This window comes from Glutamicibacter sp. BW80, assembly GCF_002332385.1.
In the GTDB taxonomy this organism is placed as follows: domain Bacteria; phylum Actinomycetota; class Actinomycetes; order Actinomycetales; family Micrococcaceae; genus Glutamicibacter.
This window is the reverse complement of sequence record NZ_NRGV01000060.1, coordinates 13,947-31,590: the sequence shown is the minus strand read 5'-3', so window position 1 is coordinate 31,590 and position 17,644 is coordinate 13,947. Positions and strand designations below refer to the sequence as shown.

19 protein-coding genes are annotated in these 17,644 nt (G+C 63.0%); 11 read left to right on the top strand and 8 right to left on the bottom strand.

Annotated elements, in window-relative coordinates; genetic code table 11:
• Positions 1 to 80 precede the first annotated feature (80 nt).
• Entirely contained in the window at positions 81 to 557 is a 477-nt protein-coding gene (locus CIK76_RS16370; RefSeq protein ID WP_096288385.1) for a hypothetical protein, read from the bottom strand.
• Positions 558 to 982: 425 nt separating this feature from the next.
• On the opposite strand from CIK76_RS16370, the gene CIK76_RS16365 reads away from it, so the two are divergent.
• From CIK76_RS16365 to CIK76_RS16345, 5 genes are all read left to right on the top strand, one after another.
• On the top strand, positions 983 to 1,666 hold the full coding sequence (locus CIK76_RS16365; protein WP_096288383.1) for a fasciclin domain-containing protein: 684 nt from the start codon (positions 983 to 985) through the stop codon (positions 1,664 to 1,666).
• Positions 1,667 to 1,847: 181 nt separating this feature from the next.
• Positions 1,848 to 2,438: a sigma-70 family RNA polymerase sigma factor gene (locus CIK76_RS16360; RefSeq protein WP_096288381.1), complete on the top strand. Its 591-nt coding sequence runs from the start codon at positions 1,848 to 1,850 to the stop codon at positions 2,436 to 2,438.
• Positions 2,439 to 3,182 carry an anti-sigma factor gene (locus CIK76_RS16355; RefSeq protein ID WP_096288379.1) on the top strand — a complete coding sequence of 248 codons (744 nt, stop codon included), beginning with the start codon at positions 2,439 to 2,441 and terminating at the stop codon, positions 3,180 to 3,182.
• Between the two features lie 85 nt (positions 3,183 to 3,267).
• The gene (locus CIK76_RS16350) at positions 3,268 to 4,656 is read left to right on the top strand and encodes a deoxyribodipyrimidine photo-lyase (RefSeq protein WP_096288377.1); all 1,389 of its coding nucleotides are present in this window, start codon (positions 3,268 to 3,270) and stop codon (positions 4,654 to 4,656) included.
• A 114-nt stretch (positions 4,657 to 4,770) separates the two neighbouring features.
• Positions 4,771 to 6,336, top strand: a complete 1,566-nt coding sequence (locus CIK76_RS16345) for a molybdopterin-dependent oxidoreductase (protein ID WP_096288375.1) — start codon at positions 4,771 to 4,773, stop codon at positions 6,334 to 6,336.
• Between the two features lie 60 nt (positions 6,337 to 6,396).
• On the opposite strand, the gene CIK76_RS16340 is transcribed toward CIK76_RS16345, so the two are convergent.
• Together CIK76_RS16340 and CIK76_RS16335 are read right to left on the bottom strand one after the other, a co-directional pair.
• Positions 6,397 to 6,690 (bottom strand): antibiotic biosynthesis monooxygenase, encoded by a 294-nt coding sequence (locus tag CIK76_RS16340; RefSeq protein ID WP_096288373.1) that lies wholly within the window; start codon positions 6,688 to 6,690, stop codon positions 6,397 to 6,399.
• Between the two features lie 69 nt (positions 6,691 to 6,759).
• Positions 6,760 to 7,215 carry a DUF6069 family protein gene (locus tag CIK76_RS16335; protein ID WP_096288371.1) on the bottom strand — a complete coding sequence of 152 codons (456 nt, stop codon included), beginning with the start codon at positions 7,213 to 7,215 and terminating at the stop codon, positions 6,760 to 6,762.
• A gap of 117 nt (positions 7,216 to 7,332) precedes the next feature.
• Between CIK76_RS16335 and arfB the strand changes: the two genes are divergently transcribed.
• Positions 7,333 to 7,755, top strand: coding sequence for an alternative ribosome rescue aminoacyl-tRNA hydrolase ArfB (arfB, locus tag CIK76_RS16330; RefSeq protein WP_096288369.1), 423 nt, complete (start codon positions 7,333 to 7,335; stop codon positions 7,753 to 7,755).
• A gap of 124 nt (positions 7,756 to 7,879) precedes the next feature.
• Here the strand turns inward: arfB and CIK76_RS16325 are convergent, their stop codons facing one another.
• Positions 7,880 to 8,596 (bottom strand): FadR/GntR family transcriptional regulator, encoded by a 717-nt coding sequence (locus CIK76_RS16325; protein WP_096288367.1) that lies wholly within the window; start codon positions 8,594 to 8,596, stop codon positions 7,880 to 7,882.
• Between the two features lie 168 nt (positions 8,597 to 8,764).
• On the opposite strand from CIK76_RS16325, the gene CIK76_RS16320 reads away from it, so the two are divergent.
• From CIK76_RS16320 to CIK76_RS16305, 4 genes are read left to right on the top strand one after another with little or no spacing between them, the layout of a single operon-like run.
• Entirely contained in the window at positions 8,765 to 10,213 is a 1,449-nt protein-coding gene (locus CIK76_RS16320) for a four-carbon acid sugar kinase family protein (protein ID WP_096288365.1), read from the top strand.
• A 27-nt stretch (positions 10,214 to 10,240) separates the two neighbouring features.
• Positions 10,241 to 11,134 (top strand): NAD(P)-dependent oxidoreductase, encoded by an 894-nt coding sequence (locus CIK76_RS16315; RefSeq protein WP_096288363.1) that lies wholly within the window; start codon positions 10,241 to 10,243, stop codon positions 11,132 to 11,134.
• Between the two features lie 55 nt (positions 11,135 to 11,189).
• Positions 11,190 to 12,572 carry a GntP family transporter gene (locus CIK76_RS16310; protein WP_096288360.1) on the top strand — a complete coding sequence of 461 codons (1,383 nt, stop codon included), beginning with the start codon at positions 11,190 to 11,192 and terminating at the stop codon, positions 12,570 to 12,572.
• Between the two features lie 3 nt (positions 12,573 to 12,575).
• A complete protein-coding gene (locus CIK76_RS16305) occupies positions 12,576 to 13,415 on the top strand; it encodes a class II fructose-bisphosphate aldolase (RefSeq protein WP_096288358.1) in 840 nt (279 codons plus the stop codon).
• Positions 13,416 to 13,503: 88 nt separating this feature from the next.
• On the opposite strand, the gene CIK76_RS16300 is transcribed toward CIK76_RS16305, so the two are convergent.
• The 4 genes from CIK76_RS16300 to CIK76_RS16285 form a co-directional block, all read right to left on the bottom strand.
• Positions 13,504 to 14,286 carry an SDR family oxidoreductase gene (locus CIK76_RS16300; RefSeq protein ID WP_096288356.1) on the bottom strand — a complete coding sequence of 261 codons (783 nt, stop codon included), beginning with the start codon at positions 14,284 to 14,286 and terminating at the stop codon, positions 13,504 to 13,506.
• 142 nt (positions 14,287 to 14,428) lie between these two features.
• Entirely contained in the window at positions 14,429 to 15,652 is a 1,224-nt protein-coding gene (locus CIK76_RS16295) for an amidohydrolase family protein (RefSeq protein ID WP_096288354.1), read from the bottom strand.
• 127 nt (positions 15,653 to 15,779) lie between these two features.
• Complete coding sequence (locus tag CIK76_RS16290; protein WP_255248523.1) at positions 15,780 to 16,079, bottom strand: type II toxin-antitoxin system RelE/ParE family toxin; 300 nt, start codon at positions 16,077 to 16,079, stop codon at positions 15,780 to 15,782.
• An 8-nt stretch (positions 16,080 to 16,087) separates the two neighbouring features.
• Positions 16,088 to 16,372: a type II toxin-antitoxin system ParD family antitoxin gene (locus tag CIK76_RS16285; protein WP_096288350.1), complete on the bottom strand. Its 285-nt coding sequence runs from the start codon at positions 16,370 to 16,372 to the stop codon at positions 16,088 to 16,090.
• A gap of 277 nt (positions 16,373 to 16,649) precedes the next feature.
• Between CIK76_RS16285 and CIK76_RS16280 the strand changes: the two genes are divergently transcribed.
• On the top strand, positions 16,650 to 17,585 hold the full coding sequence (locus tag CIK76_RS16280; protein ID WP_096288348.1) for a helix-turn-helix domain-containing protein: 936 nt from the start codon (positions 16,650 to 16,652) through the stop codon (positions 17,583 to 17,585).
• The last annotated feature ends 59 nt before the right edge of the window (positions 17,586 to 17,644 follow it).

Below are 17,644 nucleotides of genomic sequence, written 5' to 3'. Positions count from 1 at the left end.
CGACTTGCGCGCCCTGCGGCTGGGATCTTCGGGCGGCGGCCATCTTCGGCGGATCGGTGCCAATGGCTGGTGCGGTCCTGCTATTTTTTGGCGAAGGCCGGCGTGCTAACCGCACATTCCACCGGCTTTCCGGGCTCCCCGGTGACCGCCGCGATTTCCTTGACGCCATCGAGCAGGACTCGGCAGGTGGCTGTGGCTCCGGCACGTGGGGCGGCTGAGACTCCGGCTTCTTCTTCGGCCGTCACCATGACCGTTTCCTGCCATGTGGCGCTCCGCTTTTTTGCCGGATCATTTGTTGTCGCCACCTCGCCAACCGCGGTCTCACTGGAAACTTCGCCTCGAGTCGGTGCCTCCAGGTACTTCACGTCATCAATGCCATTGACGGTTCCCCCGGTCACCGACACTTCGTAGGTGACGCTCCAGGCATCCGCGGTCTGTCTGCCGAAGGACTCAACCATGCCGCAGGCGGTGGCCGATAGACCCAAGACAACAAGCAATGAACATGCCCCGAGAATTTTCGAGATTCGTTTCGTCTTCGTGTTCTGGGAAATTTTCATTCTTTTCCTTCGTTCATGCGTACTTTGCTAGGTGTCGCCACCATATCTACGGTACAAGCCAGATAGTCGGCTTCGCCTCGCCCGGCAAAGGGAGATCTCGGCATTAGTGGCTCCACCCACGGGACTAGATGCCAACGGGCTGAACTGCCTATTGATGCCAGCGAACGGTCCACGCAAGCCAGCAGAGCCATGACCCAGCGGCAGCTCTCATCCCGGACAAAGCACTAGGTCCAAGACCAAGGGTGGTGCCAGCCGCTTTCGCGCACTCATGGCGAGCGCTAATCCAGGCCGAAATCCCGAGTTTTAATATTTTTCGAGAATTTTCAATCCTTTCCCCATCCGGCTCCGAATGCTTCATGACAGCCCGCACCGACAGGGTCGGGGAAGTACGGCGAGAGTAGTCGTCGTAAGGCAAGGAGATAGACATGAAACGCATGAATCGCAATTTCGCCGGCGCTCTCGGATTGATGGCAGTGGCCGCGATGGGGCTCACCGCCTGCTCGACCGGATCAGAAACCGCCGAGCCTTCGGCCTCCAGCTCCATGGCCGCACCAAGCAGCTCGGCCATGGCCAGCGAATCTGCCATGGGTGACGCGGAAATGGATCCCGCAGCGAATCTCGTTGGTTCCGGTTGCGCCGCCTACGCCGAGGCAGTTCCAAGCGGCGACGGATCGGTCGCAGGCATGGCCAAGGACCCGGTAGCGGTGGCAGCCTCGAACAACCCGCTGCTGAAGACCCTGACCGCCGCCGTGTCGGGAGAGTTGAACCCTGATGTAGATCTCGTGGACACCCTCAATGGTGACGAGTTCACGGTCTTCGCCCCGGTTGACGACGCTTTCGCAGCAATCCCGGAAAAGGACCTCAACGCGGTAGTTGAGGACGCAGATACGCTCAGCGGCATCTTGACCTACCATGTGGTCCCCGGCCAGATTGTTCCTTCGGATCTTTCGGGCTCCTACACCACCGTTGCAGGCCAGGATCTCGAGGTCACCGGCAGCGGCGACGAGCTCGAAGTCAATGGTGCTTCGGTCATCTGCGGTGGCGTGCAGACCGCCAATGCGACCGTCTACCTGGTCGACGAAGTGCTGATGCCACCGGCAAAGAAGTAACCTCGGCCGGTAGCAGCAATTCTCCAGGCGTTTAGCTGGTCGGTGTTTGGTGGTTCACTCTTCAAACACCGGCCACTAGACGTTTAATGGGCAGAACTCGGGATGGCCGTCCGGGGCATGAACTACGAACAGAGGTAATTTGGTACGCCTGTATGCGAGTCCCGGTGCTAGGCTCGACTCCATGGAATCACCACGGAGCGCGGCTGGCACAAGGCCTCCGGTTGGCGACCGTTCCGCCGAGTATTGGACCGATGTTTGCCAGCGGGTCGCCGACGGCGAGCATCAGGCGTTCGATTCGCTGTACGCAGAGCTGTCTCCGATCGTCTATGGAATCTCGGTGCGGCTGATACGCAATTCGGCCCAAGCCTCGGAGGTGACCCAAGAGGTCATGCTCGAGATTTGGAACAACGCCCAAGGCTATCGCGCAGGTTCCGGCACCATCTATGCCTGGGCTTCGACGATCGCCCGCCGCCGGGCGATCGACCGGATTCGTTCCGAGGAAGCGCGAACCCAGCGCGAGGACCGCAGCTTCACCGTCGAGCGGGAAGTCCCCGAAATCGATGAGTTCCTCATGGAACAGGTCGATTCGCAGCGGGTGCGCCATTGCTTGGACACCTTGACCGTTAAGGAAAAGCAGACGGTTTTGGACACCTACTACGGCGGGCGGACCTACGCCCAGGTGGCCGAAAGCCGGGAGATGCCGCTGGCTACGGTGAAATCAAGAATCCGCAGCGCCCTGCAGCGCTTGAAAACATGTTTGGAGGTGGCCTAAATGAATTACAAGGAAACTGACGGCTCATTGAGCGCCCACGAGCATGAGCTGCTGACCGGGTTGGCGCTGGAAGCCCTCGACTCCCCCGAAGAACGCCAACAGGCCGAGGAACTGGCCAGTTCCAACCAGGAAGCCGCCAACTGGCTTCGCGGCTACCGCGAAACGATCGCGCAGATCGACCAGGCGGCCTCGGTCGAGCCGCCGGCGGAGTTGCGCGACAAGATCTTCGCCGCGTTGCCGGCCCAAGCCGACCAGGCACCGATTTCGCTCAGCGAGCGGCGCGAGCAGAAGCAGCGCCGCGCCCCTCGTTTCGGCTGGCTCGCCGCCGCGGCGGCGGCAGTGGTGCTGATCGCGGTGCCGACAACCATTGCGGTGAACCAGCACGAGCGGGCCACCACCGCCGAGACCCAGCGCAACGAATTGCTTTCCATCCTCGACGGCCAGCAGGTGAAGGTCATCAGCTCGGAAATGGCAGAAGGGCAGGGCAAGATGATGCTGCTGGCCTCCTCGACAGGGTCGGTTGTCCTGGGACAGGATCTGCCAGCAATCGACGATCAGCACGATTACCAGTTGTGGACCATAGCCGCCGGCGAGTCCCCGGTTCCCGCCGACGTGATGCCCCATGGCAATTGGACCGCGCAATTCCCCGTCATGCCCGAGGGCACGGCCATAGCCTTGACGGTTGAACCTGCAGGTGGCTCACAAGCCCCGACCACCGATCCGGTGATGGTGCTCGCCGGCTAGAGATGACAGTGCGGTTGACCTCCATCGGCGTTATTTAGTTAGCCTAGCTAGATATACACTAAGCTTTGTTCATGAGGAAGAATCCATGAGCCAACCGCAACAGGCACTTCAACTGGTCTTGTTCCGCGATGATTTACGCACCGTGGACCATCCGGCGCTTCACGCGGCGCGGGACGCAGGAGACACTGTTGCCCTCTACATCCTCGATGAGCAATCCCCCGGCATCCGTCCGCTCGGCGGCGCCGCGCGCTGGTGGCTGCATCAGGCACTGCTCAGCCTGCGCGATTCACTGGATGACCTTGGCATCCCGCTGATCTTGCGCCGAGGCCCCGCGGCCAGGATCCTCGCCGAACTGAGCCAAGACGGCAACCTGGACGCGGTGCACTGGAATAGGCGCTATGGCGAAGCCGAACGCGCGGTGGACGCACAACTCAAGCTCCAATTGCGCGGCGACGGGATCACCGTGCACAGCTACGCCGCCGCACTGCTGCATGAGCCATGGGAACTGCTGACCCAGAACGGGACCGGATACAAGGTCTTCACACCCTTCTACAATTCGCTGCGCGCTCACGAACTACGCCCGCCGTTGCCCGCGCCGGCGCCGCAGCAGCGCCCGGACTTTCCGCTCCCGCCCAGCGAATCGCTGAAAAATTGGAAACTGCTGCCAACAACCCCGGATTGGTCGGAGGGGCTTGCCGCGACTTGGACCCCAGGGGAACCAGCTGCCCAGGAACGCTTGGCCGAGACCCTCTCCTCGATAGCGCAGGACTACGCCGAGCATCACGACCGCCCGGACCTCGATGGAACTTCCGCCCTGTCCCCGGCGCTGCGCTGGGGCCATCTCAGCGCCCACCAGGTTTGGGATGAGCTCAGCAAATATGCCGTGCACTCCCCCGGTGCCGCTCAGGGAGCGGCTGCCATGCGCCGCCAAGTGGCCTGGCGGGACTTCTGCTGGCATCTCTACTACCACCACCCGCAGCTTCCCACCGAAAACCTGCGGTCCGAATTCGACGATTTCGCTTGGGCCTGGCCCGCAGACGGCGACGAGGTGGCAGAAAAAGTTGCCCGCTGGCAGCGCGGCCAAACCGGCTTCGGGCTCGTGGATGCCGGGATGGCGCAGCTCTGGCGCACCGGCTGGATGCACAATCGCGTTCGAATGGTCACCGCCAGCCTGCTGGTCAAAAACTTGGCGGTCCATTGGAAAGTCGGCGAGCAGTGGTTCTGGGATACGCTCGTCGACGCGGATGTGGCCTGCAATAGCGCAAACTGGCAGTGGGTCGCCGGCAGCGGAGCCGATGCCAGCCCGTACTTCCGGGTCTTCAATCCCGAACTGCAAGCCAAGAAATTTGATCCGCGCGGATCCTATGTGGCCCGGTACGCGCCGCTGGCCGCGGAACCACTGGTCGACCTCAAGGAATCACGCGAACAAGCGCTGGAAGCCTACAGCGAGATGAAAATGCGGCAGAGCAATTAATTTCCAAAAACTTCCGCATCCGCCAATCCATATGCGCTACAGTTCCGAATACCCAGTAGGCGGCCCCCTACCCTAGTGGGGGCATGGGCATGACAACGTTTGAGGTGGTCTGAGATGGACGATTCAAGAGGACAGAAAAGGTCCGGGCTTTTAGCCTATGGATTTGCGGGTTTGGTATCCGCAGCGGTGCTTTTTGCGGTCGCCCAATTGGTGTCGGTATTTTTCGCCACCTCCTCTGCGCCGGGAGTAGCGCTAGGCTCGACCTTCATCGACTTCACCCCGCCGTGGCTGAAGGATTTCGCCATTGCGACCTTCGGGACCAACGACAAGCTCGCCCTGTTCATCTCCATCGGAATTGTCGCCACGATACTCGCGGCGCTGGTGGGACTGCTCGCTCGGCGAAGCTTTGCCGCAGCGGCGGCGGCCATTCTCGTCCTGGCTGCGGTGATCGGCGCTGCCGTCATCACGCGTTCGGCAACCGGCCCCATGGATCTGGTCCCGGTGGTGGTCGGTACGCTGCTGGGTCTCGGAACACTGAAATGGCTGACCGGGCTGGCCACCACGAGCTTCGCCCCGGCGTCCGAGGAGGAAACCAGCCCCGGCCCCTCCCGGCGGAAGTTCCTGCTGGCTTCCTCGCTCTCCTTGCTGGGGGCGCTGGTTGTCGCGGGTGTCGGCGCCTCGATATCCGCAACGCGAAATGCCGCCGAGGCGGCCCGCCTGGCGCTCGGTTTGCCGGCGGCCAAGGTGAAAGCCGGCAAGGTTCCGGCTGGAGCGCAGGTCGACCTTGCAGGAATGCCGAAGTTCGTCACGCCCAACGAGGATTTCTACCGCATCGACACCGCGCTGTCGGTCCCGCGGCTCGACCCCGCCGAGTGGTCGCTGCGTGTGCACGGCATGGTCGAGAACGAATTCACCATGAGCTTTGACGAGCTCTTGGGCCAGGATCTGGTGGAAAGCTACCTCACGCTGACCTGCGTCTCGAACCCGGTCGGCGGAGATCTCGTGGGCAATGCCAAATGGCTGGGCTATCCGCTGCGCAACCTCATCGAACGCGCCGGCCCGCAAGCCGGCGCGGATATGGTGCTCTCGACATCCAGCGATGGCTTCAGCGCTTCGACGCCAATTGAGGTGCTCACCGATGACCGCATGGCCCTGTTGGCCGTCGGCATGAATGATGAGCCCTTGCCGCTGGAGCATGGCTTCCCGGTGCGCATGGTTGTCCCGGGCCTCTACGGCTACGTCTCGGCGACCAAGTGGGTGGTGGATCTGGAGGTCACCCGTTTTGCCGACAAGGAAGCCTACTGGACCACCCGCGGCTGGTCGGATCGCGGACCAATCAAGATGTCTTCCCGCGTGGACGTGCCGCGCTCCTTCACTCAGCTCCCGCCCGGAGAGGTCGTGATGGGAGGCACCGCGTGGGCGCAGACGACCGGCATCTCGAAGGTCGAGGTCAAGATTGACGACGAGCCCTGGCAGGAAGCCGAACTTGCCGTAGAAGCCACGCTGGATACCTGGCGCCAATGGCGTTATGTCTGGAAGGGCGGAACCCCGGGCAACCACTCGGTCACCGTGCGCGCCTACGATGCCGCCGGAGAAATGCAGACCAGCGAGCGCGCGGATCCGGTGCCAAATGGGGCCAGCGGCTGGCAACGCGTGCAGTTCTCCGTCACCGACTCATAGACGCTGCGCGGGTCGACCCATCGTTGACGGCGCTAGGCCTCCGGCAGTTATCGCTGGGCGTCAGAGCTCGACGATCTCGAATTCCATCAGATCCGCGCCGGATGCGACAGGCTTCTTCTCCGAACCGGAGTGCGCGGCATCCGCACGCGTCTCGCGCCAGTTCTCAAAATCTTCGCGCGTAGCCCACTGGGTGAACACGAAGTAGCGGTCCTCGCCGGACACCGGGCGCAGAAGTTTGAATCCCTCGAAACCCGGTGAACCATCCACCGAGTGCTTGCGAGCGGCGAAACGCTTCTCCAGCTCCGGACCGGCTTCGCTTGGTACCTTCAACGCATTGATGACGACGATCGACATGAATTTCCCTTCATTGCCCAACTGACGCCGGGCTACCGATGATTCATATCTCAGCCTACATCCGTCCCGTCAGGCCACGCGAAGCTGTTTCGCCTGCAGCCGCTCAAGCTTGGACTTTCTGACCACCTTGTTCGAATTGTCCACCGCCATGTACCACGAGGCAGCAACGACCAGCAGAATCAGCGAGAACCCGATACCGCTGGCCAGATCGGCCGCGAACAGGATCGGATTGATGATGAAAACCACCATCACCGCGGCGCCGGCCCATTGGGCGAACTTGCAGAACCCCGGACGGGCACGCCCAATCAGGAAGGTCAGGAATCCCAGAATGAGAAATGGCAGCGCGATGAAGCGGACAATACCGAAGAAATCAACGTTCGGGAAAATGCCCCCGGTGAAACGCATCGAACCGCCGGCCACCCCGCTGATGAAAAACACAAAGACGCTCGTGACCACGGCGCTAAATCCGGCGATGACAACTTGAACGTAGTTGAAAGGCATCTTGTACTTCATTTCAGCACTCATGGCTGAACATCTCCTCGACCAATCGAAAACGGATAACCCTCCAATTTAAATGTACGCCCGTTTGGATGCCTTGAACCCAAGAGATTCTGCTTTCGCTTCCCATGGGAAGCTTGATCTATGGATATAGAGATCACGCGCGCACTGAGCATTCCGGAGTCGGAGCTCAGTTGGCGCTTCTCGCGTTCCTCCGGTCCCGGCGGGCAACATGTCAATACCTCCGATAGCCGCGTCGAACTGTCCTGGTCCGTAGCTGGTTCACGGGTGCTCAGCGACTACCAGCGTGAACGTTTGCTGGACCGCTTGGATTCTCGGCTCATAACGGGGGTCCTCACCGTCAGTGCCTCCGAGCAGCGCTCCCAGCTGCGCAACCGCGAGATCGCCAAGCAGAAAATCGCCGATCTGGTCGGTACGGCGCTGGCTCCCGACGGCCCCCGACGACGCGCAACGAAGCCGACCAAGGGATCGCAGCGCCGCCGCCTGGCTACGAAGTCGCGCCGCTCGGAAACCAAGCAGCAACGCAAAAAACCCTCCGCCGAGTAGGTCTCTTACGAGAATCGTGGATTGATTCATCGGCAGAAACGCGCGTTGACTCTCCCCCGCAGCAGAGCATTGAATGTCTGCGGCATTAACGGTTTCGCCCGTCGGAGTGATTTGGACCCGGGGGCTAGTCCTTCCCTGCCTGCTGGCGGAGGACGAAGGTATTGAGATCTTCGAGGGTCTGGCGCATATGGCCATCCATGGCTTCGCGGGCGCGGGCACTGTCGCGCTGCCCCAGCGCCGTGCGGATCTTTTCGTGTTCCGCGATGGCATGGGCCTGGATCTGCGGAAAGGCGCTGGTTTCCCGGCGGCGGGAGGCCAGCACCCGGCCCAGCGGCTCGAAAAGGGCCGCGACGAAGACGTTGCCCGAGGCGCGCAGGATCTGGTCATGGAATTCGAGGTCCGCTTCCACGAATCGGTCCAGGCCGCCTTCCTGGTGGGCGGCTTTCATCTCGGCAACCAGTTCATCGAGCCGGGCCAGCTGAGCGTCGCTGATCTTGCCGGCCGCCAGCTCGCAGGCTCCGGTCTCCAGCATTCGGCGCAGTTCAATGAGCTGCACGGCGGCCGCGGCGGCCCCGACGCCCTCGGTGGTTGCCCGGAGCACCGCTTCCAGCGAGCTCCACATGCCCACGGGATTCACATAGGTGCCGCGGCCACGCTCAACCCGGATAATGTTCTGCGCCGCGAGGATCTTGATCGCTTCGCGCACGGTCATGCGGCTGACGTCGAGCGCCGCGCAGAGCTCCAGTTCGCCGGGAATGAGCTCGTCAACGGCTAATTCGCCGCCGATGATCCGATCCAGCACGCCATCCGCGACCTGCGTGACCAGTGACTTTCGAGACACGGTTCCTCCATCCTTGAGGCCCGATGCCCCTTTGCAGACCTGTCCAGTCTATGTGCCCGCGGCTGTTGCGGTGTGCGGAATTCCGTGGAACACTATTCCTCATGACAGATGTCTGACATCTTACCAATGAAGTCAGTCGGTCGCCCAAAGACGAAGGAGTCCTTGTTCATGCTCGAGTCCGAATTGCTCGCCGGATACCTCCCGGAACGCGAAATCGAACCTGCTGAGATCGCCGCCGCGGCACGCGCCACCGGCCGCGTCCCAGTGGTGCTCGACGATGACCCGACGGGCACCCAATCGGTCAGCAACCTGCCGGTGCTCACCAGCTGGGACGTCGCGGACTTCCGTTGGGCCTTCGGCCTGCAGCTGGACGGCGGGCGCGCGCTGGCCGTCTATGTGCTGACCAATACCCGTTCCCTCGACGCGGCGGATGCCGCCGAACGCAATGAGCAGATCGTGGCTGCCGCCTCGCAGGCCGCGGCGGAGGCGGGTATCATCCTGGCCTTTGTCAGCCGCAGTGATTCAACCCTGCGCGGCCACTTCCCGCTGGAAACCGACACCATCACCGCCACGCTCCGGGGCATCGATGCCCAGAACGCGGTGGACGCGGTGCTGATGGTCCCGGCCTTCGGCGACGCCGGACGGCTCACCGTAGGCGGCGAGCACTATATGCGCACCGGCGATGGAGAGCTGGCGAAAGTCAGCGCCACCGAATTCGCCAAGGATGCCACCTTCGGCTTCAGCACCAGCTACCTGCCCGACTACGTGGCCGAAAAGACCGGCGGCCGCGTGGCGGCCGAGGAGGTCCTGGTCTTGGATCTGGACACCATCCGCTCCGGCGCCCAGGGCATCGCGGACAAGCTGGCACAGACGAAAAACGCGCAGGTGGCCACCGCCGATATCGTCACCGAAAATGACCTGCGCGCGCTGGCCGCAGGCCTGGAACTGGCCGAGGCGGCCGGCACCCGGGTGCTCTACCGCGTTGGCCCGCCCTTCGTCCGCGCCCGCATCGGCCAGGACGTGCGCCAGCCGCTGACCGCCGAAGAGATCTTTGCCGGGAATGACGCCGGGATGCGCACCGCGGGCGGGCTGATCGTCGTCGGCTCCCACGTGGGCGTGACCACCCGCCAGCTGGCGGATCTGACCGCACAGCATGCGAACGCCGCCGTGATCGAACTGGAGGTGCCCACCATCCTCTCGGAGCAGAGCGAAAGCTACCTCGCGGCCAAGGCCGCCGAGATCGGCACCGCCCTGGCTACCCAGGACGTCATCGTGCACACCTCGCGGACACTGGTGAAGACCGCCGACGCGGCCGAATCCCTGGAGATCGCGCGCACCGTGAGCGCCGCGGTGGTCAGCGTGGTCAACCGGATCCTGCACAGCACTCCCCCGCGCTTCGTCATCGCCAAGGGCGGGATCACCTCCTCGGATGTCGCCGCCCACGGCCTGGAGATCCGCCACGCGATCGTACGCGGACCGATGCTGCCGGGCATCGTCTCGCTCTGGGAATCGGTGGACGGCCCGGCAGCTGGCATCCCCTACATCGTCTTCGCCGGAAATGTCGGAGATGACAGCTCGCTGACCAAGGTCACCCGCACCCTGAGCATCACCTTCTAGCACCACCCCCAAGATTTGGAGACACCAATGAGCACCACCACTGTTGCAGTCCTCGGCCTAGGCGCCATGGGCCTTCCGATGGCCACCCGTCTGGCCACCGAACTGACCGTGCACGGCTTCGACATCTCGGCCGAGCGCATGGAACTGGCCCGCAAGGCCGGAATCAGCACCTTCGAAAACGCCCGCGAGACGGTCTCCGGCGCCGACGCGCTGCTGCTGGCCGTGCGCAACGGCGAGCAGCTGGACTCCGTGCTGTTCGGCGAAACGGGCGTGGCCCAGTCGCTGAAGCCCGGAGCGGTGGTCATCCTGACCTCCACCGTCGGGCTGGATGCGGTCCCCGCCACCGCGGCCCGCCTGGACGAGCTGGGCGTCGGCCTGGTGGATGCGCCGCTCTCCGGCGGCCCGGTGCGCGCCGGCGAAGGAGATCTGCTGATCGTGGTCGGCGCTAAGCCGGCGGAGCTAACCAAGGTCCGCCCGGTGCTCGAGCTGCTGGCCTCGACCCTGAGCATCGTGGGCGACAAGCCCGGCGACGGCCAGGCACTGAAAACCGTGAACCAGCTGCTCTGCGGCGTGCACATCGCCGCCGCCGCCGAAGCGCTGGCACTGGCCGAGAAGCTGGGCCTGGACCAGGAAACCACCCTGCAGGCATTGCAGGCCGGAGCGGCGAACTCCTTCATGCTCGGCAACCGCGGCCCGCGCATGCTCCAGGCCTACGCCGATCAGGGCGCCGAGGTGCTTTCCCGGCTGGATATCTTCGTGAAGGACATGGGCATCGTGACTTCCGCGGCCCGCGCGCTGCACCTGCCCACTCCGGTGGCTTCGGCTGCCGAACAGCTCTACCTGCTGGGCGAGGCCCACGAGCTGGCGGCCGCAGATGATTCGGCCGTGATCAAGGTCCTCGCCCCGAAGTCCGCCAAGTAAAGTCGGCTGCACGCAGCTGCCCCTGAGCATTCCCGTCAAAGGAGACGAAATTTTCATGAGCCCACTTCTGCTCTTACTGATCGCGGTAGCCGGCGTTGCCCTGCTGCTGGTCGGTGTCATCAAATTCAAGATGCCAGCATTCATCGCCCTGCTGCTGGTCAGCATCCTGGTGGCCCTGGCCGCGGGGATCCCGCTGCAGGATGTGGCCGGGCTGATCACCGAGGGCATGGGCGGCACCCTGGGCAGCGTGGCGGTGCTGGTGGGCCTCGGCGCGATGCTCGGCAAGGTCATCGAGATCTCCGGCGGAGCCCAGGTCCTGTCCTCCCGGTTCACCAAGCTCTTCGGCCCGCGCCGCGTCATCGCCGCACTGACCACCGCGGCGTTCCTGCTGGCCATCCCGGTCTTCTTCGACGTCGGATTCATCGTGCTGGTGCCGATCATCTACGGCTTCGCCAAGGCGCTGAATGTTTCCCCGGTGAAGATCGGGTTGCCGGTCGGCGCGATCATGCTGGCCATCCACGTGGTGGTCCCGCCGCACCCGGGTGTCGTGGGAGGCGCCGAAATCCTCGGCGCCGACGTCGGTTGGGCCACCATCCTGGGCCTGGCCTTCTGCGCCCCGCTGGGCGTGCTGAGCTACTTCGTGGCCAAGCGCATCAACCGCCGCGAGATTCCCATGCTCCCGGAAACCGCGGAACAGTTCGCCTCCTTCGGCAAGAGCACCGATGCGGGCGACACCCTGACCAAAACCAAGGCCCCGACCTCGTCCATGGTCATCTCCATGATTCTCCTGCCCATCGTGATGATCATGCTCGGCACCGTGGGCGGCACGCTGGTCACCGCTGAATCCACCGCGGCAAATGTCCTCGGCTTCGTCGGATCCCCGGCCATTGCGCTGCTGACCACCGTGCTGGTTGCCTACTACCTGCTCGGAATACGCAGCGGCTGGTCCAGCGAGCAAACCGGAAAGGTCATGGACTCGGCGCTGGCCCCGGCCGCCATCGTGATCCTGGTGACCGGCGCCGGCGGCGTGTTCGGCAAGGTGCTCACCGAGTCGGGCATCGGCACCGTGCTGGCCGAATCACTGTCCTCCGCGGGCCTGCCGATCATCGTCATGGCCTTCGTACTGGCGGCCATCCTGCGTGCCTCGCAGGGTTCGGCCACGGTCGCGATCATCACCACCACCGGCCTGCTGGCCACCGCCGTCGAGGCGGGCGGCTTCTCCGCGGTGCAGACCGCGCTGATCCTGGCGGCCGTCGGCTTCGGCGCCTTCGGGCTGAGCCACGTGAACGACTCGGGCTTCTGGATCGTCACCCGCTTCCTGGGCCTGTCCGTCGCCGACGGGCTGCGCACCTGGACCGTGCTGACCACCGTGCTGGGTGTCGCCGGATTCGCGCTCACCTCCCTTGTCTACGCCATCGTCACCGCCGCAGGAGTCTAATCCATGCTCATCCCCATGAACCAGCTGGTCGCCGAGGCCATGGCCGCAGGCCACGCCGTCCCGGCTTTCACCTGCTACGACTTCACCACCGCACTGGCCGTGGTGGCCGAAGCCGAAACGCAGCAGCGCGCGGTCATCCTGAATGTCGCGCCGAAAACCGCGTCCAGCACCTCCGGGCTGCGCCTGATCTGCGCGCTGCGCACCCTGGGCGAACAGGCCGCGGTGCCGGTGGCGGTGCAGCTGGATCACGCCAACGACGCGCAGCTGATTGCCCGCGCGGTGCGCGCCGGCGCCACCGCGGTGCTCGCCGACGGTTCGGCCGGCACGCTGGAGGAGAATATCGCCTTCGTGCAGCAGGTGCGCTCGCTGATCGGCCCGGGCATCGTGCTGGAAGCAGAACTCGGCGCGCTGCCCGGCAACGAGGACAAGGCCTTCGAGCAGAGCGCCTCGCAGCTGACCGATCCAGAGCAGGTAGCTCAGTTCCTGGAAGCCAGCGGCGCGGACCTGCTTGCGGTGGCCATCGGCAATGTCCACGGACGCTACAAGGGCGAGCCGAAGATCCACTGGGACGTGCTGAAGGCCATCCATGCCGAATCCACGGTTCCGCTGGTCCTGCACGGTGCGTCGGGAATCGCCGCGGAGGACCTCTCGCGGTCCATCGCCTTTGGGGTGGGCAAGGTCAATCTGAATACCGAGCTGCGCACCGCGGTACTCGCCACCCTGTCTGCTCAGGTGGATGCACGTCGTGGCGACGGGCAGAACATGTTGGGCCTGATCGGTGACTGGGAGCGTGCGGTTACCGAGGTTGCCGCGACAACCTTTGCCGCGCTGGTTGCGAAGTAAGCCACCCCAGCACAGGACAAAACCACGGCAGCGGCGGGGAATCCGAAGGTTTCCCCGCCGCTGCCGTTGGCGTGCTACCGGAAAATTCCTAGTACTTGTAGGACTGTCCGCCATCAATTGGGATGACCGCAGCGTTAATGAAGCCCGAGTCCCCGGAAAGCAGGAACGCGACCAGCTTGGCGACCTCTTCAGGCTTGCCGAAGCGCTTCATCGGGTTGGGATCGACGAAGGCCTGGCCCACCGCTTCCCAGTTCTCCGGATCGATCTGCTTCAGCGAGCCCTCGACCATGGGGGTCATGATGGCGCCCGGCGCAATCGCGTTGATCTGCACTCCGTACTGGCCGTACTCGATGGCCGAATTGCGAGTCAGGCCCACCACGCCGTGCTTGGAGGCTGCGTAGCCGGACTGGTTGCCTACGCCGCGGATGCCACCAACGGAGGCGGTGTTCACGATGGCGCCAGAACCCTGCTCGCGCATCACTTTCAGCACGTGCTGCATGCCGAAGAACACGCCGTTGAGGTTGATCGCGACGACCTTGTTGAATTCTTCTGCACCGAATTCCTCGGTCAGATTCTGTTTGCCTTCGATTCCGGCGTTGTTGAAGAACCCGTCGATGCTTCCATAAGCTGCCTTGGCCTGGGAAACGTAGGCAATGACTTCATCTTCATTGGCCACATTTGCGATGGCCAGCTGGACTTCTGCTTGCGGGGCCGCCGCGCGGATCTCGGCTTCGGTTCCCTGCAGGCCCTTTTCGTTCAGGTCAACGAGGGTCAGTTTGGCGCCTTCGTTGGCCAATTGCAATGCAGTTGCGCGACCCAGTCCAGAGCCGGCACCGGTGACGATTACTGATTTTCCTTCAAACCTTTGCATGTTGCACTCCATTTCCAGCGACGATTCGGGCCAGTTACCTGGCCTGGTCCTTCAATGCAATATCACTTTAGTTGATACATCAACAATTTAAGCTGAGGGCCAATCTATTCACCATCGGCTATTTCCGGCAGGCGATGATCCGCTAAAAGCTTTGCTCCACCGACAGCACCTTCAAGCTCTCGGCCACCACGGTCCCGCCATGGATGACGGTGCGGTCAATACCGCGGTCCATCACGGTGGAAGTTATGGTTTCGCCATCCACCAGCACCAAATCTGCCCGGTCGCCGACGGCTAGGCCTGGCCGGTCCGCCACCGAGGCCAAGCGGGACACGGAGCGGTCCATGATCGAGGCCCCGCCCATGGTGGCCACGGCGAGCGCATGGCCAATCAGCTCATCTTGGCGATATCCGTTGACGAAGGCCAACTGCCAGGTCCGCTCCAGCAGATCGCAGTCGCCGTAGGGGCTCCAGTAATCGCGCTGCCCATCTTCTCCCAAGCCGAAACGCACTCCGGCGTCAACCAGATCCACCAGAGGCAGGTGGTTGGACGTGCTCGGCGCGACGGAGGTCAGCGAGATATCCAGTTCCGCGAAGGTCTCGATGAGTCGGCGGCTGGTTGCCGGGCTGACCCCGCCCAGCTCGTAGGCGTGGGAAATATTCACCTTGCCTTCCATCCCCAGCGCCCGCGTCCGTTCGGCAATCAGCTCGGCCGAGAAGACAGCGAGCGCCCCGGGCTCGTGCAGGTGCACATCGATATCGACCTGGTATTTTTCGGCCAGCCCGAAAACCACATCAAGGTGGCGGACGGGGTCGCGATCCAGTGCGCAGGGATCGATGCCGCCCATGGCATCCGCGCCGGCCCGCAGCGCGTCCTCAAGGTAGTTTTCGGTGCCCGGCTCGCGCAGGATCCCGGCCTGCGGGAAGACCATGATCTGTACCTCGGCCTCGTTGGAGAACTTCTCTTTCGCGGCCACCACGGCCTCGTACTTCTCCAGCTTGGTATCCACGTCCACCTGGGCGAAGGAACGCACCCGGGTGGTGCCGCGGGCGATCATCCGTTCCAGGGTTCCCGCGACGCGCTCGGGCAAGTTGATTTCGGCATCCCGCCAGTTCTCGCGGTCGTTGCTCATCATGCCCCACACTCCCGGGCGGCCGGTGTGCTCGCGGAAGGGCAGACCGATGCGCGTTGAATCCAGGTGCACATGCACGTCGGAGAAGGACGGGATCAGGATGCGCCCGCGGCCATCGACGTCCGCCGCTTGCAGTATCCGTTGCGGGTCGTGGGCGGTGATCGAAGCGATCTTGCCCATTTCGATGAGGATATCGCTGGGCGAACCTGCCCAGGGGCGGGCGTTGCTGATGAGCATGGAGCTTTCCTTTAACTTCGACAAGTGCCTGCTAGCTCGACAGTACCGCGAGAGCGCCACAACGACGTACAAGATTGGCACCCTCTCCGCAGTCAGGGAAGGGCCCCACGCTGTTCGCCGGACGGTTTTAGGCTTCGCTAATCATGCTGCCTTCGTAGTTGCGCCCGCCATAGTAGACTCCGTGGATTTCGACTGACTCTCCGAGGATCGCAAACGCTATTACCACGCGGCGGCGAAAACCTATGGTCCGCAGACCCGGCCTCAGGTCATCGCGAGCCACACCAATCAACGGGAACTGCGCCAGCCCATCGCAGAACGCGATAATCGAGGAAACAAATCCTTCAGCCCGCTCGGGAATTCCCGACTGCTCGGCAATCCAGGAGTAGAGGTCCATTAGCTGTTTCCTTGCGCGCGGCGAATAGACCACTTCGTAGCTCAAGAGTCGTTTTCGCGTCCGCGTTCCCCGTGAACTTGCGCCAGGTGGGCACGCAAGTCAGCAGCGCTGACTGCCTTGGAGGGGTCTGCCCGCAACTCGTCGTACGAAGCGGCTACCTCATCTTGCAACCATGCCTCGATGGCACTTTCTCGTGCAAAAAGGGCACGCAGCCCATCACGGATTACTTCGCTCTCGCTGGCATATGCGCCCGAAGCTACTCGAGCCTTGAGCGCTTGGGCCATTGTTCCAGGCAAGGTGATGCTCAATTGCTTGGTAGTACGCATCGCAGCCTCACTTTCAGTAGGATTCAATCCTACTCCGCATTGCAGATTGCCAGAAGAGCTTTCCCGCTCTTCAAATACGGTGGTTGCACACTTCAATGGCCGACACAGCAGTCACTGCGGTTCAAGCCGTCGATCGCAGCACTGGGCCTAGTCCTCTACCAGCAGAGCGCGACGCACTTGCCGACTTCTACAAGGGTGTTGCGGGACGACCCAGCCCAGAGGCGGGCGTTGCTGATGAGCATGAAGGCGTCCTTGCCGTTGAAGTATTTGCCAGTTCATGGGAAATACCGAGCGCCAGGTGATTCCGGTGCAAATCCACGGTAAGAATTTTGGCTCCTTGATCACACCGGGCTCCGCGTCGCACCTGGCCGGCTCGCTGCATGTGCTCACCATGGCTGCCATCGCTTTGGGGACCGAACTATTGCGCACACGAGGTCCGGCGCTGTGGAAGTTCGATACGGCCTGCGAGCTGCTCGATGATCTGCTCAATAGCCGGGAAATCAATTTGAAGCTGTTGACCGGAAAATTTGAGGCTGCCGGATTCCCGGTCCGGCAACGGGCCCTGCGCGGCTTCGCCGTTCGGCTCGCCTCGGGACAAGACCCGAAAAGCGCGGTGAAGGAAATTGAGCAGCATGCCGGAAACGGGATGAATCTAGTCATTGGAGCGCTTCATTCACCAACGCCCAAACTATTTGGCATCGTTTCGACCGCAACCAACCACTTCCAAGACGACTTCCAGCGAGCGATGGTGCAAGCAGTGCAATCCCCTGCCTTCGAAGGCCCCATTTATCTGGGAGAAATAGTTGCAGAGCTCGCGCAGATCAGGACCTCGATCGAGCAGGCTACCGAGGGCTGTGAACTGCGCCTGGCTCCAAGCTCTTCGGTGGTCCTGGCCGCCGGCTACCCGCTGGCTCTGCTCACCCATGAATTGCGCTACGAACCGGCAGTGCAACGTCTGCCGCAGCAAGTGCTGGCACCCATTTTGGCCTTGGAAACCAACCGGCGCGATGAGTGCCTTCGCGTGCTGGAAGCCTACCTATCCTCGCCGACCAACCGCTCACAGGCAGCAACTCGCTGCCGGCTGTCGCGTTCGGTGTTCTACCAGCGCCTGGCACTGCTGGAATCACTGCTTGAAACGGATCTGAATGATGCGCGCACGCTGACGATTTTGTCGCTGAGCCTGAGCGTCTACCGGCAGACCCAACGCCGCTGACGGGACCCGAGACAAAGCAGAATGCTCGCAGACCATTCATCACGAACGATCCACGAGCA

Excerpts from the sequence above, each read along its gene's own strand:
- CIK76_RS16280 (WP_096288348.1), top strand. The coding sequence starts at position 16,650 with ATGGGAAATACCGAGCGCCAGGTGATTCCGGTGCAAATCCACGGTAAG.
- CIK76_RS16360 (WP_096288381.1), top strand. The coding sequence starts at position 1,848 with ATGGAATCACCACGGAGCGCGGCTGGCACAAGGCCTCCGGTTGGCGAC.
- CIK76_RS16300 (WP_096288356.1), bottom strand. The coding sequence starts at position 14,286 with ATGCAAAGGTTTGAAGGAAAATCAGTAATCGTCACCGGTGCCGGCTCT.
- CIK76_RS16365 (WP_096288383.1), top strand. The coding sequence starts at position 983 with ATGAAACGCATGAATCGCAATTTCGCCGGCGCTCTCGGATTGATGGCA.
- arfB (WP_096288369.1), top strand. The coding sequence starts at position 7,333 with ATGGATATAGAGATCACGCGCGCACTGAGCATTCCGGAGTCGGAGCTC.
- CIK76_RS16305 (WP_096288358.1), top strand. The coding sequence starts at position 12,576 with ATGCTCATCCCCATGAACCAGCTGGTCGCCGAGGCCATGGCCGCAGGC.
- CIK76_RS16350 (WP_096288377.1), top strand. The coding sequence starts at position 3,268 with ATGAGCCAACCGCAACAGGCACTTCAACTGGTCTTGTTCCGCGATGAT.
- CIK76_RS16370 (WP_096288385.1), bottom strand. The coding sequence starts at position 557 with ATGAAAATTTCCCAGAACACGAAGACGAAACGAATCTCGAAAATTCTC.
- CIK76_RS16285 (WP_096288350.1), bottom strand. The coding sequence starts at position 16,372 with ATGCGTACTACCAAGCAATTGAGCATCACCTTGCCTGGAACAATGGCC.
- CIK76_RS16340 (WP_096288373.1), bottom strand. The coding sequence starts at position 6,690 with ATGTCGATCGTCGTCATCAATGCGTTGAAGGTACCAAGCGAAGCCGGT.
- CIK76_RS16315 (WP_096288363.1), top strand. The coding sequence starts at position 10,241 with ATGAGCACCACCACTGTTGCAGTCCTCGGCCTAGGCGCCATGGGCCTT.
- CIK76_RS16295 (WP_096288354.1), bottom strand. The coding sequence starts at position 15,652 with ATGCTCATCAGCAACGCCCGCCCCTGGGCAGGTTCGCCCAGCGATATC.
- CIK76_RS16345 (WP_096288375.1), top strand. The coding sequence starts at position 4,771 with ATGGACGATTCAAGAGGACAGAAAAGGTCCGGGCTTTTAGCCTATGGA.
- CIK76_RS16355 (WP_096288379.1), top strand. The coding sequence starts at position 2,439 with ATGAATTACAAGGAAACTGACGGCTCATTGAGCGCCCACGAGCATGAG.
- CIK76_RS16310 (WP_096288360.1), top strand. The coding sequence starts at position 11,190 with ATGAGCCCACTTCTGCTCTTACTGATCGCGGTAGCCGGCGTTGCCCTG.
- CIK76_RS16335 (WP_096288371.1), bottom strand. The coding sequence starts at position 7,215 with ATGAGTGCTGAAATGAAGTACAAGATGCCTTTCAACTACGTTCAAGTT.
- CIK76_RS16320 (WP_096288365.1), top strand. The coding sequence starts at position 8,765 with ATGCTCGAGTCCGAATTGCTCGCCGGATACCTCCCGGAACGCGAAATC.